This window comes from Caballeronia sp. LZ043 (assembly GCF_031451075.1).
Classification (GTDB): Bacteria; Pseudomonadota; Gammaproteobacteria; order Burkholderiales; family Burkholderiaceae; genus Caballeronia.
Genome location: NZ_JARUXT010000011.1, coordinates 1 through 19,380 on the forward strand (window position 1 = coordinate 1; position 19,380 = coordinate 19,380).

Annotated in this window: 19 protein-coding genes; 5 read left to right on the forward strand and 14 right to left on the reverse strand. The window is 63.9% G+C overall.

The window, feature by feature from the left end:
- Window positions 1-310: 310 nt before the first annotated feature.
- Together QCE64_RS34335 and QCE64_RS34340 are read right to left on the reverse strand one after the other, a co-directional pair.
- The gene (locus tag QCE64_RS34335) at window positions 311-934 is read right to left on the reverse strand and encodes a glutathione S-transferase (RefSeq protein ID WP_310008675.1); all 624 of its coding nucleotides are present in this window, start codon (window positions 932-934) and stop codon (window positions 311-313) included.
- 232 nt (window positions 935-1,166) lie between these two features.
- On the reverse strand, window positions 1,167-2,096 hold the full coding sequence (locus tag QCE64_RS34340; protein ID WP_310008677.1) for a LysR family transcriptional regulator: 930 nt from the start codon (window positions 2,094-2,096) through the stop codon (window positions 1,167-1,169).
- A gap of 115 nt (window positions 2,097-2,211) precedes the next feature.
- On the opposite strand from QCE64_RS34340, the gene QCE64_RS34345 reads away from it, so the two are divergent.
- Window positions 2,212-2,964: an SDR family oxidoreductase gene (locus QCE64_RS34345; RefSeq protein WP_309927968.1), complete on the forward strand. Its 753-nt coding sequence runs from the start codon at window positions 2,212-2,214 to the stop codon at window positions 2,962-2,964.
- Window positions 2,965-3,025: 61 nt separating this feature from the next.
- On the forward strand, window positions 3,026-3,736 hold the full coding sequence (locus QCE64_RS34350; RefSeq protein WP_310008679.1) for a pirin family protein: 711 nt from the start codon (window positions 3,026-3,028) through the stop codon (window positions 3,734-3,736).
- Window positions 3,737-3,879: 143 nt separating this feature from the next.
- Here QCE64_RS34350 and QCE64_RS34355 read toward each other — a convergent pair whose 3' ends face one another.
- The 6 genes from QCE64_RS34355 to QCE64_RS34380 form a co-directional block, all read right to left on the reverse strand.
- Window positions 3,880-4,260: a hypothetical protein gene (locus tag QCE64_RS34355; protein ID WP_310008682.1), complete on the reverse strand. Its 381-nt coding sequence runs from the start codon at window positions 4,258-4,260 to the stop codon at window positions 3,880-3,882.
- A gap of 109 nt (window positions 4,261-4,369) precedes the next feature.
- Complete coding sequence (locus QCE64_RS34360) at window positions 4,370-5,221, reverse strand: carbohydrate ABC transporter permease (protein ID WP_310008684.1); 852 nt, start codon at window positions 5,219-5,221, stop codon at window positions 4,370-4,372.
- Window positions 5,222-5,230: 9 nt separating this feature from the next.
- Window positions 5,231-6,208: a sugar ABC transporter permease gene (locus tag QCE64_RS34365; protein WP_310008686.1), complete on the reverse strand. Its 978-nt coding sequence runs from the start codon at window positions 6,206-6,208 to the stop codon at window positions 5,231-5,233.
- Between the two features lie 78 nt (window positions 6,209-6,286).
- Window positions 6,287-7,525, reverse strand: coding sequence for an ABC transporter substrate-binding protein (locus QCE64_RS34370; protein WP_404987859.1), 1,239 nt, complete (start codon window positions 7,523-7,525; stop codon window positions 6,287-6,289).
- 73 nt (window positions 7,526-7,598) lie between these two features.
- The gene (locus QCE64_RS34375; protein ID WP_310008688.1) at window positions 7,599-9,539 is read right to left on the reverse strand and encodes a beta-galactosidase; all 1,941 of its coding nucleotides are present in this window, start codon (window positions 9,537-9,539) and stop codon (window positions 7,599-7,601) included.
- Between the two features lie 9 nt (window positions 9,540-9,548).
- Window positions 9,549-10,700 (reverse strand): sn-glycerol-3-phosphate ABC transporter ATP-binding protein UgpC, encoded by a 1,152-nt coding sequence (locus tag QCE64_RS34380; RefSeq protein WP_309917569.1) that lies wholly within the window; start codon window positions 10,698-10,700, stop codon window positions 9,549-9,551.
- Window positions 10,701-10,900: 200 nt separating this feature from the next.
- Here QCE64_RS34380 and QCE64_RS34385 point away from each other — a divergent pair, with 200 nt between their 5' ends.
- The 3 genes from QCE64_RS34385 (at window position 10,901) to QCE64_RS34395 (ending at window position 13,852) form a co-directional block, all read left to right on the forward strand.
- The gene (locus QCE64_RS34385) at window positions 10,901-11,962 is read left to right on the forward strand and encodes a LacI family DNA-binding transcriptional regulator (protein ID WP_310008690.1); all 1,062 of its coding nucleotides are present in this window, start codon (window positions 10,901-10,903) and stop codon (window positions 11,960-11,962) included.
- Window positions 11,963-12,218: 256 nt separating this feature from the next.
- Entirely contained in the window at window positions 12,219-12,911 is a 693-nt protein-coding gene (locus QCE64_RS34390; RefSeq protein WP_310008692.1) for an alpha/beta family hydrolase, read from the forward strand.
- A 302-nt stretch (window positions 12,912-13,213) separates the two neighbouring features.
- Window positions 13,214-13,852 carry a hypothetical protein gene (locus QCE64_RS34395; protein ID WP_404987826.1) on the forward strand — a complete coding sequence of 213 codons (639 nt, stop codon included), beginning with the start codon at window positions 13,214-13,216 and terminating at the stop codon, window positions 13,850-13,852.
- A gap of 160 nt (window positions 13,853-14,012) precedes the next feature.
- Here the strand turns inward: QCE64_RS34395 and QCE64_RS34400 are convergent, their stop codons facing one another.
- Genes QCE64_RS34400 through QCE64_RS34425 form a run of 6 tightly spaced genes read right to left on the reverse strand, consistent with a single transcriptional unit; the run spans window position 14,013 to window position 19,380 of the window.
- On the reverse strand, window positions 14,013-14,705 hold the full coding sequence (locus tag QCE64_RS34400) for an MFS transporter (protein ID WP_404987827.1): 693 nt from the start codon (window positions 14,703-14,705) through the stop codon (window positions 14,013-14,015).
- Between the two features lie 27 nt (window positions 14,706-14,732).
- Window positions 14,733-15,065: a DUF4387 domain-containing protein gene (locus tag QCE64_RS34405; RefSeq protein ID WP_309930541.1), complete on the reverse strand. Its 333-nt coding sequence runs from the start codon at window positions 15,063-15,065 to the stop codon at window positions 14,733-14,735.
- The gene (locus tag QCE64_RS34410) at window positions 15,062-16,417 is read right to left on the reverse strand and encodes an acyclic terpene utilization AtuA family protein (RefSeq protein ID WP_310008695.1); all 1,356 of its coding nucleotides are present in this window, start codon (window positions 16,415-16,417) and stop codon (window positions 15,062-15,064) included. The genes QCE64_RS34405 and QCE64_RS34410 overlap by 4 nt, the downstream gene beginning before the upstream one ends.
- Before the next feature lie 38 nt (window positions 16,418-16,455).
- A complete protein-coding gene (locus tag QCE64_RS34415) occupies window positions 16,456-17,655 on the reverse strand; it encodes an alpha-hydroxy acid oxidase (RefSeq protein WP_310008697.1) in 1,200 nt (399 codons plus the stop codon).
- A 5-nt stretch (window positions 17,656-17,660) separates the two neighbouring features.
- Window positions 17,661-18,332: an RraA family protein gene (locus QCE64_RS34420; protein WP_310008699.1), complete on the reverse strand. Its 672-nt coding sequence runs from the start codon at window positions 18,330-18,332 to the stop codon at window positions 17,661-17,663.
- 10 nt (window positions 18,333-18,342) lie between these two features.
- Complete coding sequence (locus tag QCE64_RS34425) at window positions 18,343-19,380, reverse strand: C-terminal binding protein (RefSeq protein ID WP_310008701.1); 1,038 nt, start codon at window positions 19,378-19,380, stop codon at window positions 18,343-18,345.

The window sequence follows — 19,380 nt, forward strand, 5'->3', positions numbered from 1 at the left end:
TTCGCGGACCAATCAGGGAATGGCGCCACGGCCCAAAGAACGCAAGGTGGGCACGCGCACGCAGCGCGAACTGACCCTGGAGCGACTCAACGCGGCTGTATTGGGTTGCGCCGAAGAGCGGGCAGCCGCGGTGGGGAGATAATGATCTAAAGAAATTGGCAAGGCTTAAACCCTGACATTTCTAATGAGCCAGACATCGGACATTTGTATTTAGCCGTGACAAACTTTTGGGAGTCCGACCCGACGCGGCCAGTCGCGCTTCCCGAAAGAGGCAATAGAACTCAAGCTCATTCAGACCTGCCGCCGACAGTCATGGCAACCCATTCTTGCAATAAGTCGCAAACCCACGACATCCAGCCAAGCGTTCAGAATATCTCGACACTGCCGGAAAATCCGGATGTTCGAAGGGAGTACTGAGCCAACGGTTCACCGACAGTCCTATGGCAATGTCCGCGAGCGAAAAGTCTGTCCCGGCGACAAAGGCATCTGTCATTTCGATCTGACTATTCAGTATGTGCATGTGCTTGGTCCAGTTCCTGATCGACTCGGTTATGTGGTCCGGCTCCTGGTGAGAGGCGGATCGCCTGACCAAACCCAGGAACGCGTAACTCCATGAGCGATTCAGGTCCGTAGACTGCCAGTCCATCCATTGATCAATCCGCGCTCGTGCCAGCGCGTCAGATGGATAGAGATACTGGCCGCCATATCGTGATGCAAGGTAACGGATAATCGAGTTCGACTCCCAAAGAACGAAGTCTCCGTCCCGGATGACCGGGACGAGGCCATTGGGATTCAAGGCAAGGAATTCCGGCGTGTTGGTTGATCGAAACCCCGTTCCCCAGTCCTCTTGTTCAAAGGGAAGTTGCAACTCCGCACACACCCAGAGCACCTTGCGGACGTTGATTGACGATGCTTTTCCGAGAATTTTCAGCATGCGGGCGCCGTTGGAAATGTGGAACCGGTCAGTGCAGGCAAGCGGAATCTTGACCTTATTGTAGCGCCCGGCCCAGCGGTAATCGCCTGCCCCCGACTCGGAGCATGGGGCCGAGTCCGACCTCATCCTCCGCCCTTGCTCCTCGGCACACAGCGAACGATGCAATTTTTTGACGCGTAATCGCTTTATTTGTTGGCCGATGGTCTCCACAAACACTCGCCACCCGGTTCGTTCATTCCGTCCCCTGCACCACCTGATTCCAGACCGGCGCAGACAGATGCTGCGCGAAGTAATCGGCCAGCGCTGTGACCTTGGCCGGTCGCGCGCGCGCCGACGGCGTCACGAAAAACAGTCCGCCTCTCGTCAGGTGCCAGTCCGTCAGAATCGTTTCCAGGCGCCCGTCCGCCAGATATTCACCCGCGATGAACTCCGGCAGTTCTGCTATGGCGAGCCCTTCGAGCAGCATGGGCAGCAGCGCGTCGGAGTTGGTCACCCGCAGCGGACCGACGGGCGTAATCGGCTCTTCGTCGCCTGCATCGTTCACGAATCGCCACACATCGCTGCGCGCGCGGTAGGCATAAGACAGGCATGGCCTGTCGACGAGCTCGCGAGGATGCATCGGACGGCCGTGGCGCTGCAAATACCGGGGAGACGCGACGACCAGTTGCGACATCGGACACAGGCGTCTGGCCACCAGCGACGAGTCCGGCAATGCGGCGATCCTCAACGCCGCATCGAAGCCTTGCGCCACGATATCGACCGTGGCATCGGACAGATGCAGGTCGATCGACACCTCCGGACAGACCTCGAAGAAGCCCGGCAATAACGGCGCAACCCAGCGCAGGCCGAACGACATGGGCACGGCCAGACGCACGAGGCCACGCGGCTGAACCGACATTTCACGGGCCGCGTTTTCCGCTTCCTCGGCTTGCCGGTAGATGTCTCCGGCTTTCCCGGCGATCGTTCCGCCGAACTCGGTGAGCGCAAGTTGCCGCGAGGTCCGATTGAACAGCCGCGCGCCCAGCCGCTCTTCCAGCCGCGCGACACCCCGCGAGACAGTAGCGACCGACACGCCCATGGCCCGAGCCGCCGCTGCAAAAGAGCCCTCCTCGGCCACCTTGGCAAACATCGCCAGCCCTTCGAAATCCGGGAATCGGTTCATTTCATTTTTGCAATGATGGTTTGCAGGCGATTCTATTTCGAAAAGATCGGTGCGTCGATATTCTTCTCACATCGCTTCAACGAAGCACTCAACTGAACGCTCAAGGAGAAACACCATGGCAGGCAAGCTCGAAGGCAAGATCGCTCTCGTCACCGGCGGCACCAGCGGCATTGGCCTCGCGACGGCCAGGCGCTTCGCGGCAGAAGGCGCGCATGTGTACATCACCGGCCGTCGCCAGGCTGAACTCGATGCGGCCGTCGTGGAAGTCGGCAACGCCACGGGCGTACGCGTCGATTCGTCGAAGCTGGAACAGCTGGATGCGCTGTATGCGCAGATCCGTGACGAGCAAGGCCGGCTGGACGTGCTGTTCGCCAATGCAGGCGGCGGCGCGATGATCCCCCTCGGCGAAATCACCGAAGCGCACTACCACGACACGTTCGACCGCAACGTGAAAGGCACGCTCTTTACCGTGCAGAAGGCGTTGCCGCTTCTGTCGAAAGGCGCATCGGTCATTCTCGCCGGGTCGACGACGACCATCGAAGGCACGGCGGCGTTCAGCGTCTATTCGGCATCCAAGGCCGCGATCCGCAACTTCGCGCGCAGCTGGATTCTCGACCTGAAGGACCGCGGCATCCGCGTCAACACCATCAGTCCTGGCGCGACGAAAACGCCCGGTCTGGTCGAGCTTGCCGGGCCGGACGCTACCCAGCAACAAGGCTTGCTGGATTACCTCGCGTCGCGCATCCCGCTGGGCCGTGTGGGCGACCCGAACGAGATCGCTGCCGCGGCGCTGTTTCTGGCATCCGACGACGCGAGCTTCGTGAACGGCGCAGAGTTGTTCGTCGACGGCGGTCAGGCGCAAGTCTGAGGCGGCTTCCTGGTGTGGCAAGGCGAGGCTGCCTTGCTACACGCATCTGAAGAAGAAGGCCATGATCCAGCACCGCCCATTCGAAACGCTGGGGCGTATCGAGCGAGACTGGCTCGACGCACGACTGCATTTTCGCTTTGGCGAGATCGGTCGGCCGGAGCACTCGGCGCTCGGCGCGCTGCATATCTGGAACGACGATACGTTCGCGCCGCGGTCAGGCTTTGGCATGCACGCGCACGCGAACGTCGAGATCGTGAGCCTGGTGCGCTCCGGCGCGATCACGCACGAGGACAGCTTCGGCAACACGGGTCGCATCGAGGCAGGCAATGTCCAGGTGATGAGCGCCGGACGCGGTATTCGGCATGCCGAGCGCAACGAAGAAAACGAGCCTGCGCAACTGTTTCAGATCTGGTTGACGCCGCGCACTCGCGACGCTCAACCGCGATGGGCCCGGCGAAGTTTTGGTCTGGGCCAGCCTGAGGCAGGCTTCGTCATCGTTGCGAGCGGTGCATCCGCTGACATTGACGCTGGCGCCCTGCCGATCGATGCCGATGCCCGCCTGCTGGTCGCGGACATGCGCAATGGACAATGCCTTGCGCGCGCTTTGGCGAAAGATGCGCAGGCCTATATCGTGCCCATGACCGGGCGCATACGAGTGAACGATGTCTGTCTCGCGGCGCGCGATGGCGCGGCGGTGCGCAACGAGGCGGCGCTGTCGATCACTGCATGCGACTGCACAAGCATCGTGCTTCTAGAGACGCTCGACGGCTGATGCGTCTTCGGGACAGCGCTGGCACTTAACCTGGGAGAGAATCAAGCTGCCCACCAGGATTGAACCCGCGTCTTACGCGGGTTTTCTATTCGACGCCCGTGTGAAGTGACAACCTCTGCATGTTTGACCCGCGCCCGCACCCCTCAATACGCCCACCAGCCAGGCCCCCACAAGCCCCAGTTCCAGGCTGCGTTCTCGTTCATTTCGGCGTTCATGCGTTCCTGATCGAGGAAGCTCTGTTGTAGTTGGTCGCGCTTGAACGTATCCCATGCAGTTTCGTCGCCGATGTACAAGCACCCACACGCATAAGGGTCTGCGTACACGAAGATTGGCTTGCCGTCCTTGATCTTCTGGACCACGCGATTCGGCGGCAAGGTTTTCAGCTGTTGGCGCTGTTGGTCCGTCGTGACCGGGACGATGTGGAACCCGGCGGCTGACAAAAGATCGTCTTTTTGAGTGGCGCGCTGGGCCGGGGTGGCGCATGCCGTCATCAGCAGGCACGCACCAAGAACAGTCAAAAGCATAGGCCATCTGCGAATCATGATTCACCTCGAATGGGATAGACGAACAAGATCCACAGACTAGCGACAGATGCTTAGGTGAGAATGACAACCTGGAGGACGGTGCTCCCGCTCACCCCTTCGTCGCCCCGAACGTCAATCCAGCGACGAAATGCTTCTGCATCGCGAAGAACATCGCCACCGACGGCAGCGCCGCCAGGATCGAACCCGCCGACACGAGATTCCACGCCGTCGTCCACTGGCCCTTCAAGGCTGCGACACCGACCGTGATCGGCGCGGCATCGTCGCCTTGGGTGAGACACAAAGCCCAGAAATAATCGTTCCAGACGAACGTGAAGACGAGGACCGTAAGCGCCGCGAGCGCCGGACGAATCAGCGGCAGCACGATACGTGTGAACACCGTCCATTCGCTCGCGCCTTCGATGCGGGCCGCCTCGATCAACTCGAACGGTAACTGGCTGATGAAATTGCGGAGAAACAACGTGCAAAATCCGGTCTGAAACGATAGATGGAACAGGATCAGCGCGCCCACCGTATTGAACAATCCGAGGCTCAGCGAGAGATCGCGCACCGGAATCATCAGAATCTGGATGGGCACGAAATTGCCCGCGACGAACGTGGCGAACAGCGCCGTGTTGCCGGGAAAACGATAGATCGCGAGTGCGAAGCCCGCCATCGCAGCGAGCGCGATCGCGCCGAGCACCGCCGGCACGGTAATGAGCACACTGTTCATGAAGTAGTGCAGCATCGGCGACGCGGTGAGCGCCTCTCGATAGTTGGCCACGAGCGAGATGTGTTGCGGCCAGCCCCAGTAATTGCCGAGACTGAGTTCCTCGCTCGAACGCACCGACGTCACCAGCACGGCGATCATGGGCAATAGCCAGATCAGAAGCGCGATGGGAAGCGAGAGTCTATACAGACGCCGGCTGAGCGGCTTCCACTTCTGCACGGGCATCGGATACATGCTCGCTCCTCAGATTTCGTTGCGCAGCATGCGCCGCAAGTGATAGACGATATACACGAGCATGATCGCGAACAGCACCACCGCAATCGACGCCGAATAACCGATCCGGTAATACTTGATGGCCTGGTCGTACATGTAGTACGCGAGCACCGTCGAGCTTTCGAAGGGACCGCCGCCCGTCATCACCGAGATCAGATCGAAGCTGCGCAGCGCGCCGATCACGGTCACGACGATCGCCATGAAAGTCACGGGGCGCAATTGCGGCAACACGACATGCCAGAGCATCGTCCAGCCCTTCGCGCCTTCCATGCGCGCCGCTTCCAGTTGCTCGCTGTTGAGCGCCGTCAGGCCGGTCAGATACAGGATCATGCAGTAAGCGGTTTGCGGCCACAGCGCCGCGAAGACGATGCCGAACGTCGCATAGCGCGCGTCGCCGAGCACCGGCACGCCGTGTCCGAGTATCACCGCCAGCAGACCGAAGGTCGGATCGTAGAACCACGAGAAGATCAGCCCCACGACCACGCCCGACAGCACGAACGGCGCAAAGAACAGCGACTTGACGATGCGTATGCCCGCCACCGCCTGATTCAGATAGAGCGCGACGGCCAGACCCATCGGCGGCGCAAGGAGAAACAGCGCGAGCCAGATGATGTTGTTCTTCAGCGCGGTATAGAAGGTCGGCGCCTGAAACAGTTCGATGAAATTGTCCAGGCCGACGAAGGTCGGTTCCGTCATGCCGTCCCAGTTGTAGAAGCTGAGCCGGATCGACGAAAGAATCGGCCATATGACGTAGACGGCGACCATGACGCACGCGGGCGCGAGAAACAGCACCGCTGCCTTGCGTTGCCTGCGCGCCGTCGGCGACGGTCCGCGCCGCTTCGTTCGAGAATGCGGCGAACGTGGCGAACGTGGCGAACGTGGCGGATGGGACGCATCCGGCTCGCGCGGCTGCGCGTTGACGTCCTGACGGGTGGCGGAATGCGGCACGACGGCTCTCCTTCTCCTTTCTTCGCGGCGGCAGCGGCGCGCGGCATCGAGCCGTCGCGCGCCGGCTTGCCTTCGACCTTACTTCTTGTAGATGCGCTTGCGCGTCTGTTCGAGCTGGGCCAGGATACTGTCGAGCTTCGAAGGATCGGACACGAACTGCTGCATGCCCTTCATGCCTTCGTCGGCCATTTCCTTGGTCATGTCGCGATCATAGAACTGCGCAATGCCGCCCTTCGTGTTCGACAGGATCTGGAAGCCGATCTTCGAAATGGGATCGTCCGGCTCGGGCGACTTGCTGTTCGCCGAAAGCGACCCCAGCCCTTGCGCGAGTTTCACGCCCATTTCCGGCGTTTCCACGAAGGCGAGAAACGCGTGGGCATCGGCCTTGTTCTTGGCCTTCGCAGGAATGTGCAGCGACTCCACCGGACCGTCTTCGGCGGTCGGCACTTTCGGGTCAATGATCGGGAACTGGAAGTAGCCCATCTCCGGCTTCACGTTCGCGGGGAAGCCGCCCGTGATGAACGTGCCCATCAGCATCATCGCGGCCTTGCCCTGGAACAGGAAGGGCTGTGCGGCATCGAGATCGTAGGACAGCGAGTTGTCGATGAAATCCTTATCGTCGAGCAACTGCTTCCACGCGAGATAAACCTTCTTCACGCGCGGATCCGTGTAGGGCACGTTGCCCGCCATCAGCTGCTGATGAAATGCATTGCCGTTCAGACGCAGATCGAGATAATCGAACCAGCCGGCGAGCGTCCACGCATCGCGCCCGCCGACGGCGAACGGCGTCACGCCCGCTGCTTTCAGCTTCTTGCACGCGTCCATCAACTGGTCCCAGGTCTTCGGCTCTTCCGTGATGCCGGCCTTCTGAAACAAATCCTTGCGATAGAACAAACCCCACGAGTAATACACCGTGGGCGCGGCATACTGCTTGCCGTTGTAGCTCGACGATTCCTTGGTCGATGCATACATGCCGTCCCAGCCGTTCTTCTTCCAGTCGCCGCTCAGGTCTTCGAACAGGCCGCGCCGCGCGTAGTACGCCATGCGCTCGCCGTTGTGCCAGTTGACGATATCGGGCGCGACCGTCGACAGCCAGCCGGGCAGTTGCACCTTGTACGCTTCCTCGTCGATGAACGACACTTTTACGTCGACGTCGGGATGCGCCTTCTTGAAGGCATCGACGACTTCCTGCCATACCGCGCGCTGGCTCGCGCCCTTGAACGCGATGTTGATGGTCATCGTCGCGGCCTGCGCCGCGCTCGTGGTGAACGATGTCACGCCCATCGCCAGCGCGAACGCCGTTGCGGCGATGCGCATGCGTGTCTTGAGGCTGCCTGCTGTCATGTCTTGTCTCCTGATGATGTTGTGCTTTTTGTACGGCCTTCGCTTGTCAAGCTCGATAAATCGCCACGCCCTGCGGCTCCACTTCACGCGAACCGATGATGAAACGGTCGCCGCCAATATCGTCGATGGTGTAGGGATCGTTCGAATAATTGAAGACGTAAGTCAGCCCGCCACGGTGGCTCACGCGGATGCCGTCCGCAAGCGGCCTCGGCGCCAGACCCGCTTCTTTTGCAATGCGGGCGAAGAGCGTTTGCGTGAGCGCTTCGTCGAACAGGCTCGTGAAGTAATGCACCTTGTCCGCCTGGACATAAGCGGGATGTTCGTCCGCGAAGCGCACGTGTACCGTCGCTTGCGCCGGTTCGATCAAGTCGCGCCAATGACGCGCATGACCGCCCTCCACGGCTTCCGTCACGTTCGGCCGCATCGATTCGACGCGCCATACGCGCACCGGAAGAATCGAGGACAGCGAACCCGGCGGCAGGTTGGACGGAATCTGCACGCTCTCGGTCTTCGATCCGCAGCGCGGCCCGAACACGACATGCGCGCCCGATGCCATCAGCCGCGCGGCGAAGTCATCGGGGACGATGGGCAGCGGCGGCACGACGATCATCGCGTAGCCGTCGAGCGGTGCGTGCGCGGACACGATATCCACGTCGAAGCCGAGCGAGCGCAGCGCCGAGTAATACTCGAACGCAAAGCGCGGATAGAAAAAGTCCGCGCCTTGCGGGTGAATCGCGAACAGCCACTTTGCTGTGTAATCCCAGATGAGTGCGATCTTGCCGTGCACGGGCGCGTTGGCATCGGCGTGCGCTTCGACGCGGGCGATTTCTTCCGCGACGCGATGCGCCTCGCTGCCGCCCACATCGAGCCGGTTATCGGGCGTGTTCAGCCCCGCGTGCATCTGCTCCTGCGCAAACGGCGCCTGCCGCCATCTGAAGTACGACACGCAGCCCGCGCCGTGCGCGAACGCTTCCCACGACCACAGGCGCACCATGCCCGGCAGCGGCGACGGATTCCAGTGCGCCCAGTTGACCGGGCCGGGTTGCTGCTCCATCACCCAGAACGGCAGCTTCGACATGCCGCGATACACATCGTGATTGAACGATGCAAAATCTGGATGACCCGTGCGCAGATATTTCGCCTTCACTTCCGGCGCGTACCACTGCTCTTCCAGCGCGCCGAGCGGATAGCTGTCCCACGTAGCGATATCGAGATCGGCCGCGACGTCGTAGTGATCGAACTCCGTGAAAAGCTGCATGAAGTTGTGCGCGACAGGCCGCCCCGGCGAATGCGCGCGGATGATCTCCACCTGCATGCGGTTGTAGCGCGCGACTTCATCGGAGGCGAAGCGCTGATAGTCGAGGCGATGCGACGGATGCGCTTCCGTCACGGTGGCGATGGGCGCATCGATCTCGTCGAAGCTGCGATATTCCATGCTCCAGAACACGGTGCCCCAGGCGCGATTGAGCGCATCGACGCTGCCGTAGCGCGCCTTGAGCCACTGACGAAAACGCTGCACGGCCGCCGGCGAATAGCTGACCACGGTGTTGTGGCATCCGTACTCGTTGTCCGTCTGCCAGAATGCGACCGACGAATGCTGGCCATAGCGCTTCGCCACCGCCGTGCAGATCGCGCGCGACGCCTCGAAGTACGACGGCGACGAGAAATCGTAATGACGCCGCGAGCCGAACGCGCGCGGACGCCCATCGGCGCCGACGGGCAGCACGTCCGGATGCCGGTCGATCAGCCATTTGGGCGGCGTTGCCGTCGGCGTGCACATCACGACCTTCAATCCCGCCGCGCCGAGCACGTCGATCGCGCGATCCAGCCAGCCCCAGTCGTATTCGCCCGGCGACGGCTCCATGCGGCTCCACGCGAACTCCGCGATCCGCACCTGTTCGATGCCGAGCGCCTTCATGCGGCGCGCGTCATCCTCCCACATCGTTTCCGGCCAGTGTTCGGGGTAATAGCAGACTCCGAGACGCATCAGTTTTCCTTATAGGGTGTGGGCGACGGCGGCGAGCGGTTTCACGGAGAAATCATCCTGGGTAAAAAGATGGCAGCAGTCCGGGCGCGCCACGAAGCTCACGCGCTGTCCTCGGTCGACGTGCACATTGCCCGGCACCTTGGCGATCAGCACGCCACGGTCAGGCTGTTCGAGATGCACGTAGCTGTGTTCGCCGAGATGTTCGGTCAGCGAGACCGCGCGCGTGAGCGTGCTGCCCGCGTCCCGCGCATCGCCTGCCGACAGTTCCAGATGCTCGGGACGCACGCCGACCGTCACCGGCTCGTTCTCTTGCAAGCCGGTTCCGTCGACGGCGACACGCACCGCTTCGCCCGTCTGCACGAGCGTCGCCGTGACGCCTTGCGCGTCGATCGCGCTGACGGTCGCAGCCAGGAAGTTCATGCGCGGCGAGCCGATGAAGCCCGCGACGAAGCGGCTCGCGGGCCGGTGATACAGCTCGAGCGGCGCGCCCACCTGCGCGATGCTGCCGTGGCGCGCGGTGTCGGCGCCGGCGTGCAGCAGCACGATCTTGTCGGCGAGCGTCATCGCTTCGGTCTGATCGTGCGTCACGTAGACCACGCTCGCCCTGGCGAACTGCTTGTGCAGACGTGCGATCTCGATGCGCGTCTGACCGCGCAAGGTGGCGTCAAGATTGGACAGCGGCTCATCGAACAGAAACACGCCGGGTTCGCGCACGATGGCGCGGCCGATCGCAACGCGTTGCCGTTGTCCGCCCGACAGCTCGCGCGGCTTGCGTTCGAGCAGCGCATCCAGCTGAAGCACGCGCGCGGCCTCGCGCACGCGCGTGTCGATTTCGGATTTGGATTTTTTGGCCAGCTTCAGGCCGAACGACATGTTCTCGTAGACGCTCATGTGCGGGAACAGCGCGTAGCTCTGAAACACCATCGCCACGCCGCGCTCGGCTGCCGGCACGTCGTTGACCACGCGTCCGCCGATCAGCAGGTCGCCATCGCTCAGGTCCTCGAGACCCGCGATCATGCGCAGCAGTGTGGACTTGCCGCAGCCCGAGGGGCCAAGGAACACGCAGAACTCGCTCTCGCCGATGTCGAGATCGACATCGCGGATCACGGATGCATTATTCCCGTACGCTTTCTGCACGCCTCGCAACGAAACACTCGCCATTGCTTGAACTCCGTGATTTAATCGGTCCGGCACGGAGATTAAGCGCTTAACCTTGCGTACGAAAAAAATTGCTGCGAGTGCAGCATACGTAAGGCTTGTCTCCGTCAAATCGTTCTGGTGTTTCGCGCATAGTGCATGGCCTTCCTGAACGATGCAAATGCTGAACATGTCTCCCAGATACTGACCTCGCCCTCTGAATCATGTCCACGCTCAGCCAGGTTGCGAAGCACGCAGGCGTCACGGCCGCGACGGTGTCGAACGTGCTGCGCAATCGCGGGCGCGTCGGCGAGGAAACGCGCCGGCGCGTCCTGGAAGCGGTCGCCGCACTGAATTATCGCCCTCACCTCGCGGCGCGCGCGCTCGCGGAGGGACGCGCGCCGACCCTGGCGCTGATGGTATCCAGCATCGCCAATCCGTTTTATCCGGAGTTCGCGTTGGCTGTCGAACGGGCCGCGCGCGAGAGCGGGCATTTCGTGATCATCTGCAATACCAATGAAGATCCGCTGACGGGCCGCGCGTACCTCGAACAGATCGCGGGAACGCTGTCGGAGGGCGTGCTCGTGATGAACGCCAATCTCGATTTCGACGACTTGCATCGCACGCAGGCCGGCGGCACGCCTGTCGTGCTGTGCATGTGGGAGCGGCCCGCCGATCCGCCCGCGCTGCCGTGCGTCGCCGTCGACTTCGAACTGGCGGGAAGGCTTGCCGGCGAACATCTGATCGGACTGGGACATGAGCGAATCGGCGCAATCGTCGGCAGCAAGCCGATGGGCATTCATGCATCGCGCTACGACGGTTTCACCGATGCCATGCGCCGCGCCGGTCTCGACATCGCCGCGGGGAACGTGCTGCACGCGCCCGACACCGTGCAGGGCGGATACGCTGCTGCGCTCGCGCTGCTCGATCGCGACCCCGGCATATCGGCGATTTTCGCGACCAACGATCTTCCGGCGCTCGGCGCCATCGACGCCGCCGCCGATATCGGCCGCGCCGTGCCGCAGGATCTTTCCGTGGTGGGCATCACCGATATCCAGCTGGCGCAACAATGGCGGCCTCCGCTGACGACCGTCGCCGTGCCGACCGTCGAAGCGGCGAGCCTGGCCGTCTCGCTGCTGCGCGAATTGATTGCGCAGCCCGCGAGTCGCGCGAACCGGATGCGCGTCGCATCGGAACCGCGTCTGATCGTGCGTGGCTCGACGGCGCCTGTCGATCGGGCGCGGGCCGCCGATGCGGCGTGCCCGGGCCGGCCGTCTCTCCTATGACCTGCGCGAGTCGTAACAGCTCGCTGACAATATCGCAGATGTCCCAAAGCGCGGTTTTCGTTGCGGCCCGCAGGTCGGGCTCGCGGTCGTCAACAGACACTTCGCGACTGCGGCCCCGCTCACGATGGGCGCGCTCTATGGATAGACTGGCAAACTCGGCCTGCCCAATGCCTTGCCGGAGGCCTCCACAGGCTTGCCCCGATGCCTCATTGATGCAGAATCAGCGCAAACGCCACAACGACACGAACTGAATACGATGGACGATCCAGAATCGCTTTCCTTGGAACTATCCGATGGCACTAAGGTCTCCGCGCTGCTCCGAATGCCGGAGGACGCGCGAGCGGTATATGTCTTCGCGCACGGTGCCGGGGCGGGCATGCAGCATGTCGGCATGTCGACATTGGCCGACGCGCTTGCTGCGGCCAATGTCGCCACATTGCGCTACCAGTTTCCGTACATGGAGCGCGGCTCCAGGCGGGTCGACTCGCCTACCGTGGCACATGCTGCCGTGCGGGCAGCCGTCGCAGAGGCCCGCCGGAGGCTGCCAGCCCTGCCGCTCTTCGCGGGCGGCAGGTCGTTCGGCGGCCGCATGACGTCCCAGGCCCAGGCCATCGCCCCGCTGGATGGGGTACGCGGCCTTGCTTTTGTTGCGTTCCCGCTGCACCCCGCAGGCGCGCCCGGCGTGGAGCGGGCACAGCACCTGGCAGACGTCACGGTGCCGATGCTCTTCCTGCAGGGCACGCGCGACAAGCTGGCCGAGCTCCACTTGCTGAGGTCGGTCGTCGACACGCTGAGCCCACGCGCCACGCTGCATGTGGTGGACGACGCGGATCATTCGTTCCACGTGCGCGCGTCCTCCGGCCGGACCGACGCGGAGATCGTGCTCGAACTGGCACGGACGATGTCGGCGTGGTTCTTGGCCGAAGGCGAGTTCGCGCGCCTTACCTGAGCAAGCGCAGGAGTGCCTGTAGCAGAGTCGGGACGGCGAGCCGGCGAACTCGCCGTACTGCACTCGTTCGCTCAATCCCTTCGCTAACGGTGAATGGTCTGTCGCATAGCCACGAGAAGCGACAGCCGTCGCGGCGGCGACGATTTCCCAGTGCAGAATAAACAAGTTTGTCAGATCCGCGTGCGGTGACCCGCTCCCAGTATCGCGGAGAGCATCTGCCTTGGTTGGGTCGGCGTCGATCCGTGGGTGACCGCTTCGGGATGCGGCCGGAACCCGACCGAGGGGGCTCCGAACAGGGCGCATTGGCCGATCGCTGCCCGACGCGGTCGTCCGAGATCGATCCGAGCGGTCGATTTGCTGCCGGACGTCCGGCGTGGGAAGTCGCGGGCGCGCAACTGGTGGATGACGTCGCGCCCTTCGAGATCGCCAAGCTGCGCATGCTGAACGCGACCCACTCGACGCTTGCGTATCTGTCGATGCTCGCGGGCTTCGAAACTGTCAGCGACGCCGTCAGCCACGCGCCGCTGCGCACGCTGATCCACGCGATGATGACGCATGAGATTGCGCCGACGCTCGACGTGCCGGCCTCGTTCGACTTGCTCGCCTATCGCGATGCGCTGCTCGACCATTATGCGAATCCGGCGCTGAAGCATCGCTGCGCGCAGATTGCGATGGACGGCAGCCAGAAGCTGCCGCCCCGTATCCTGTCGACGATCCAGGCGTGTATCGCGCAGGGCCAGCCGTTCGAACGGCTGGCTCTGGCGGTCGCGGTGTGGTTCACGTTCCTGCGCGGAGAGGCCGACGACGGTACGCGCTATCCGATCAGCGATCCGCTCGGCGAGCGACTTGCGCAGCTGAGCCTGTCGGCTGCGAATGCGGAACAACTCGTCGATGCGATGCTCGCCGTACGAGAGGTTTTTTCCCGAAGCGCTCGCCAATGAGAATGCGTTGAGAGCTTCGCTCATTCGTGGCGTTCGATCGCTCGAAGGCGGAACGCGCCCGGCTATAGAACGTTATGCGGAGATGCGTTGAGCAGGCGGCTTTGCCGGAGTCTGTCGGGCTTGCCGGACCTTGGCTCGCTTAATGGGCGCAGACTGACGTTCAGGCCATAGATGGCGTAGAACGATATGGCGAAACAGATCGCGGCCGCTTGCAATTGCCAGACTTCTGCATGGAGAGCGACCAGTAGTTCGGAACAGGCCAGCGCCGCATAAGACAGCGCGAGGGCAATGCGCACGCCGGCCTTGCCGCCGCCAGGCCTGCGACGAAGCCGCTCAAGAGCCCCACTGCGCCGATGATCGACCACAGCCGCGCGATGGTCTCGAGCGGATAACCTCTCTCCGCAACCAGAAAGCTCGATACGAAATTCTGCCAGGGACCGCAGACCATCCCGGCCAGTGCCAGCAAGGTCCAGACGGTCAGATTGCGCGCTGTCGCCAGTCGCCGCCATCCGCCGGATGCGTGGCTGTTCTCCGCGGTCCTTGCGGTCTCGTGGACGAATACTTGCGATGCGAACACGCGGAGCGCGATAAAACCGCACAGCGTGATGGCAAGCGACGCCGATCCCGCCACGATCCACGGCTTGCGCCAGGCGTCGCCGGGCAGAAGCCAGGACGCCAGCACGCCATTGGCGACTTGCCCGTAGGCCGTGCAGCTGGATATGAGTCCATTGACACGGGACCGGTAGCAGGACGGCACGTTTTCGGCGACTGCGCCAGCAGTCGGTATGACCATGAGTGCGGCGGCTGCACCGAGACCGGCAAGAACGAACGCCGTCTGCACGACACTATCCACGCCGGCAAAGAGCAGCAGCCGAGCGATTCAGTCCTCCAGGCCGACCGGAATCGCAAACTCCAGCAGCGGCGCGTGCTGCTGACAGCCGTACATGTCGGACTCGCCGAGCCGCCCTTGCGGCAACTGCCGGCGCATGGTCACCTTGATCGCCTGTCCGCGCGGCACCGCAAAGATCGACGTGATCATGCCCTCCTCCACGCCGAACAGTTCGGCCATGGCGGTCTTGGTGAAACGCCCCGATTCCCACACCGTATCGAAGTGAGCAGCGTCCTCGAACAACACGTCGAACGTGAGCAGAAACGGACCGGCGTTCTTGCTGCGGATCACCGTCGCGAGCGACGAAAGCGGAACCGTTGTCATGATGCGAGCGCCTCGAAATGAACGGGAAAGAGCGCCGTCGCCGACGCAGTCTTCAGCAGGTGATACGCGGAAAATTCGTACACGGGCCCGGCATCGATTTCGGATGGCGAATACGGAAACGCGAGATTGCCCGCCGTGTTGTACATGCCCGGAAAGCTCACGTGCAACAGCGTCCCGCTGATGAAATGGGCCGCCGCATGCGCGAGCGACTGCTCGTGCGCGACCGCTTCGATCACGAGACCGAGTTCGTGGCTCGTCGTTTTTCGCACGGGTTCGAGTCCACGCATCACGCCGTCGCGGCCGTAGACGTGGAACTGAACATCGAGGTCGGGCGCGTCGAAATACGCGAGCGCGGCGGCTTTCGCATCCGCGAGCAGCGTGTCGATGCGCGCGACCATCGTCGGGCAGCGCACGCCCGCCACGGTGATGCTCCGGTAACCGCGCCGCCGCGCGCCTTCGAGCTTGACCCAGTAATCGTCCGCCTCAATGAACCGCGACCCCGTCACGCGCACTTCGCGTTCGCTGATCTGCACGAAATTGCATGTTGACAGATCGAGTTCATGTCCCGGCCCCGCCTGCAGAAACGGGTTCTCGCGTTCATACAGCGTGTGCGCCGCCACGGACGTGAGCGACGCGCGCCGGTTCAGCCCGCCCGGTTCCAGCGTGAAACCCGTTGCGTCGATGGTGCCCATCATCACGTCCGTGCCGTGCGGCTCGGCGGAAAACGCGCCGCATTCGAGAATCTTGCCCATGTGGATGGCCAGCCCCGGATCGGCGCCCTTCCAGATCGGGAACGCGGCGATCACCGAGTCATCGCACGCGCGGCCCGCGATGATCACGTCCGCGCCGGCCGCAAGCGCCTCGACGATCGGCTCGTGTCCCATCTGCGCGACGATCGCGTGGCTCGCTCGCGCCTCCTCGGCGCTCAGTTCCCAGCCCGCCTCGAAGTCGCGCACCTCGCCCAGGCCCACGGCATCGGCAACGACGCCCGCGGGAATATCGGCGTATATCCACGCGAGACGCAGACTCAGCGTCTGCTCCGCGACGATGCCGCGCACGATGCGCACCACTTCGTCCACGTGCGCGCGTGTGCCCGCACCGCCCGCGCTGCCGACGATCACCGGAATCCCCGCCCGCCTGGCCGCCACGATCATCGTCGTGAGTTCGCGGCGAATGCTGATTTCCGACACCAGCGCTTCGCCCGAGCCGAGGTAATGCGGGCCCGGATCGGTCGATCCGGCGTCGACGGCGATCACGTCGGGCCGCATCGACATCGCGCGTTCGAATGCTTCGTCGGCGAATCCATAGCCCAGCGTGCAGGTGGGCGTGAGTACGCGTATTGGCTTGTCCATCCGGGACCTCATGATGACGCACGATGCGTCGTGAAAGATCAAAGCGCGCCGCCCCGGTCGCGCAACAGTTCGAGCCGGGCGACCTCGTCGATGCAGTTGATGCCGAGCAATCCCATGTTCGTGCTGATCTCGCGCTTCAGGATCGCGAGCGCGTGCGCGATGCCGGCTGCATCGGCGGCGGCGGCGGCCAGCAACATCGGCCGGCCGACGAACACGAAGCGTGCCCCGCCATGCAGCGCCTTCAGCACGTCCGAGCCGCGCCGCACGCCACCGTCGTACAGGAGCGTCAGCGTGTCGACACGGGCGGCGATCGCCTCCAGTGCATCGAGCGAACCGACCGCGCAATCCACTTGCCGTCCGCCATGATTCGACACGATGATCCCGTCGATCCCGGCTTGTTCCGCGATCACCGCGTCGGCGGCGGACATGACGCCCTTGAGCACGATGCGTCCGTTCCAGCGCCGGCGAATGTGCTCCAGATGCGCCCACGACAGCGCGCCGCGCCGTCCGATGTCGCGCACGAGCGAGCGCGAGAACACCGGCGGCCCAGCGACCGCGTCCATGTTCTCGAAGCGCAACGGACGGCGCCTGAGCACGCTCTCGCCAAGCACGCGCCAGCACCACGACAGCCGCGTCAGCGCCTGCCATGCCAGCCGCGCGCCGGGCCTCACGGGCGACCGGAAACCGTGTTTCTCCGCGTATTCATGCTGGCCGTGCACCGCTGTATCGACATTGATGACGAGCGTATCGAAGCCCGCTTGCGCAACGCGATGGAGCATCGGATCGATGCGCGCGGCATCGCCCGGAATGTAGGCCTGGAACCAGCTCGTCGGGCCCGCCGCGCGCACGGTCTCCAGCGGCGTCAGCGACGCGCCGCTCAGGATGAACGGCACGCCCGCAGCGGCGGCGGCGCGGGCGAGCACTTCGTCGCCGTGAGCGGCGGCCATCCGGCTGAAGCCCATCGGCGCAATGCCGAACGGACTTTCATATTCGACGCCGAACAGGGTGGTGCGCGTGTCACGCCGCTCGATGTCCACCAGCACGCGCGGCACGAACGCCCGCGACTCGAAGCCGCGCAGATTGCGCCGATGCGCCGCGCCGTCCTCGGACCAGCCGGACACATACGCATACATCGCCGCGGGCAGGCGACGTTTCGCGAGCGCCGCGAAGTCGTTCAGGCACAACACGTCGCGCAGACTCGCCGGCAGGTCCGGCGCCTCGACGCGGCGTGCGTGCATCTGCGCTAGCGCTGCGGTTCGCTCGTCTGCGCCTGCGGCAGCGAGAACATCTCGCTGATCGACACCCCGCCCCGAATGCCATCGATCCACTTCGCCTCCTTCAACAGATGAGCCTGCGCCGCTTCGAGAACCTGGTCGGCGATTGCCAGCGGTACGATGACCACGCCGTCGTCGTCACCGAGCACGATATCGCCGGGGCTGACGGGCGCGCCCGCCGCCGCGATGGTCGCATCCACCGTGCCGCCAAAACCGTGATGCGGGCCGCGCGGCACGACCGAGCGGCAGAACATGTTGAACTTCAGGCGCCGCATGTCCGCGACATCGCGCACCGCGCCGTCGACCACCGCGCCGCCGAGCCGGCGATGCACCGCTTCCTCGGCCATCACGCCGCCCCACACGGCGATGTCTTCCGCGCCGCCCGCGTCCACGACGAGCACCTCGCCGGGCCGCGCGCTGCCGATCACGTTGCAGATCGGCCCGCAATCCCCGACCATCGTGGCGATGGTGCGCGCCTGACCGCATAGCCGCGCGCCCGCGAAGATCGGCTTGATGACCGACGCCATCACCTGCGTGCGGTTCATGCAATCGGACGCGACGGCCGGCGGGATGAGCCGCCACTGCGCGAGCACGGCGTCAGACAGTTGTTTGAAGTTCACATCGAGCTGGTGATAGGCCATGGCGGTCGCTTTACCGGTGTGATGCGGGCACGGCGTCGCGCCAGCCCGGGTTGACGTTGTTGCGCAAGCGTCCGTGCACCAGATAGTCGACGAGCATCTGCGCGGAGAACGTGCGCATGTCGAGATAGCCGGCTTCGGAATAGAACGCGGCGTGCGGCGTGACCACGAGACGCCCCGCGAGCCAGGGCTCGTCGTTGCGCCACGCGTCGAGGAGCGGCGGCAGCGGCACCGGCGGTTCGGACGGCAGCACGTCGAGACCGGCCGCCGCGAGATGTCCGGCGCGCAGCGCGCGATAGACCGCGTCCACGTCCACCAGCTTGCCGCGTGCGATGTTGATGAAGATCGCGTTCGGCTTCATCGCGTGGAACTGCGCGTCGCCGATCATGAAGCGCGTTTCGTCGGACAGCGGGACGTGCAGGCTGACCACGTCGGCGCGCGCAAGCAGCGCATCGAGCGAATCGACACGCTCGTAGCCGACACCGAGCTCGTGCCCTTCCGGCAGATGCGGATCGTAATAGACCACATGCATGTCATGTGCCGCTGCGCGCCGCGCGATCGCCGTGCCGATCCGCCCCATGCCGATCGCGCCGAAGGTGCCCCCGCGCAGACGCCGCACGACCGGCACGTTCTCCGCGACGAAACCGCGTGCGGGATCGGCCTTCAGGCGCGCCTCGTATGAGCCGAGTCCGCGCGCCAGGAACAGCATCATGGCGATCGCGTGATCGGCCACCTCCGTAGTGCCGTAGTTCGGTACGTTCGACACCGGAATGCCGCGTTCGCGGCAGGCCGCCGTATCGACGTTGTCGAAACCGACCCCCACGCGCACGATCATCCGGCAACGCGCCAGACGGCTCACCACGTCACGCGTGATCTTCATGCGATGCCAGACGAGGATCGCATCGCATGAAGCCCAGGCGTCGTCGGGAATCGCCGCGGCGTCGGTCTCGTCGAAGACCTGATAGTCGATGAGCGCGCCGGTCACGCCCCGTTCGACATCGAGATCGCGCAGATGCGCGTCGGGCACCAGTACCTTGAGTGGTTTTGACAC

Coding starts and splice junctions, on each gene's coding strand:
- QCE64_RS34405 (WP_309930541.1), bottom strand. CDS start 15,065: ATGACAACGGTTCCGCTTTCGTCGCTCGCGACGGTGATCCGCAGCAAG.
- QCE64_RS34410 (WP_310008695.1), bottom strand. CDS start 16,417: ATGGACAAGCCAATACGCGTACTCACGCCCACCTGCACGCTGGGCTAT.
- QCE64_RS34375 (WP_310008688.1), bottom strand. CDS start 9,539: ATGCGTCTCGGAGTCTGCTATTACCCCGAACACTGGCCGGAAACGATG.
- QCE64_RS34360 (WP_310008684.1), bottom strand. CDS start 5,221: ATGTATCCGATGCCCGTGCAGAAGTGGAAGCCGCTCAGCCGGCGTCTG.
- QCE64_RS34350 (WP_310008679.1), top strand. CDS start 3,026: ATGATCCAGCACCGCCCATTCGAAACGCTGGGGCGTATCGAGCGAGAC.
- QCE64_RS34415 (WP_310008697.1), bottom strand. CDS start 17,655: ATGCACGCACGCCGCGTCGAGGCGCCGGACCTGCCGGCGAGTCTGCGC.
- QCE64_RS34420 (WP_310008699.1), bottom strand. CDS start 18,332: ATGGCCTATCACCAGCTCGATGTGAACTTCAAACAACTGTCTGACGCC.
- QCE64_RS34345 (WP_309927968.1), top strand. CDS start 2,212: ATGGCAGGCAAGCTCGAAGGCAAGATCGCTCTCGTCACCGGCGGCACC.
- QCE64_RS34335 (WP_310008675.1), bottom strand. CDS start 934: ATGCTGAAAATTCTCGGAAAAGCATCGTCAATCAACGTCCGCAAGGTG.
- QCE64_RS34370 (WP_404987859.1), bottom strand. CDS start 7,525: ATGCGCATCGCCGCAACGGCGTTCGCGCTGGCGATGGGCGTGACATCG.
- QCE64_RS34390 (WP_310008692.1), top strand. CDS start 12,219: ATGGACGATCCAGAATCGCTTTCCTTGGAACTATCCGATGGCACTAAG.
- QCE64_RS34385 (WP_310008690.1), top strand. CDS start 10,901: ATGTCCACGCTCAGCCAGGTTGCGAAGCACGCAGGCGTCACGGCCGCG.
- QCE64_RS34355 (WP_310008682.1), bottom strand. CDS start 4,260: ATGCTTTTGACTGTTCTTGGTGCGTGCCTGCTGATGACGGCATGCGCC.
- QCE64_RS34340 (WP_310008677.1), bottom strand. CDS start 2,096: ATGAACCGATTCCCGGATTTCGAAGGGCTGGCGATGTTTGCCAAGGTG.
- QCE64_RS34380 (WP_309917569.1), bottom strand. CDS start 10,700: ATGGCGAGTGTTTCGTTGCGAGGCGTGCAGAAAGCGTACGGGAATAAT.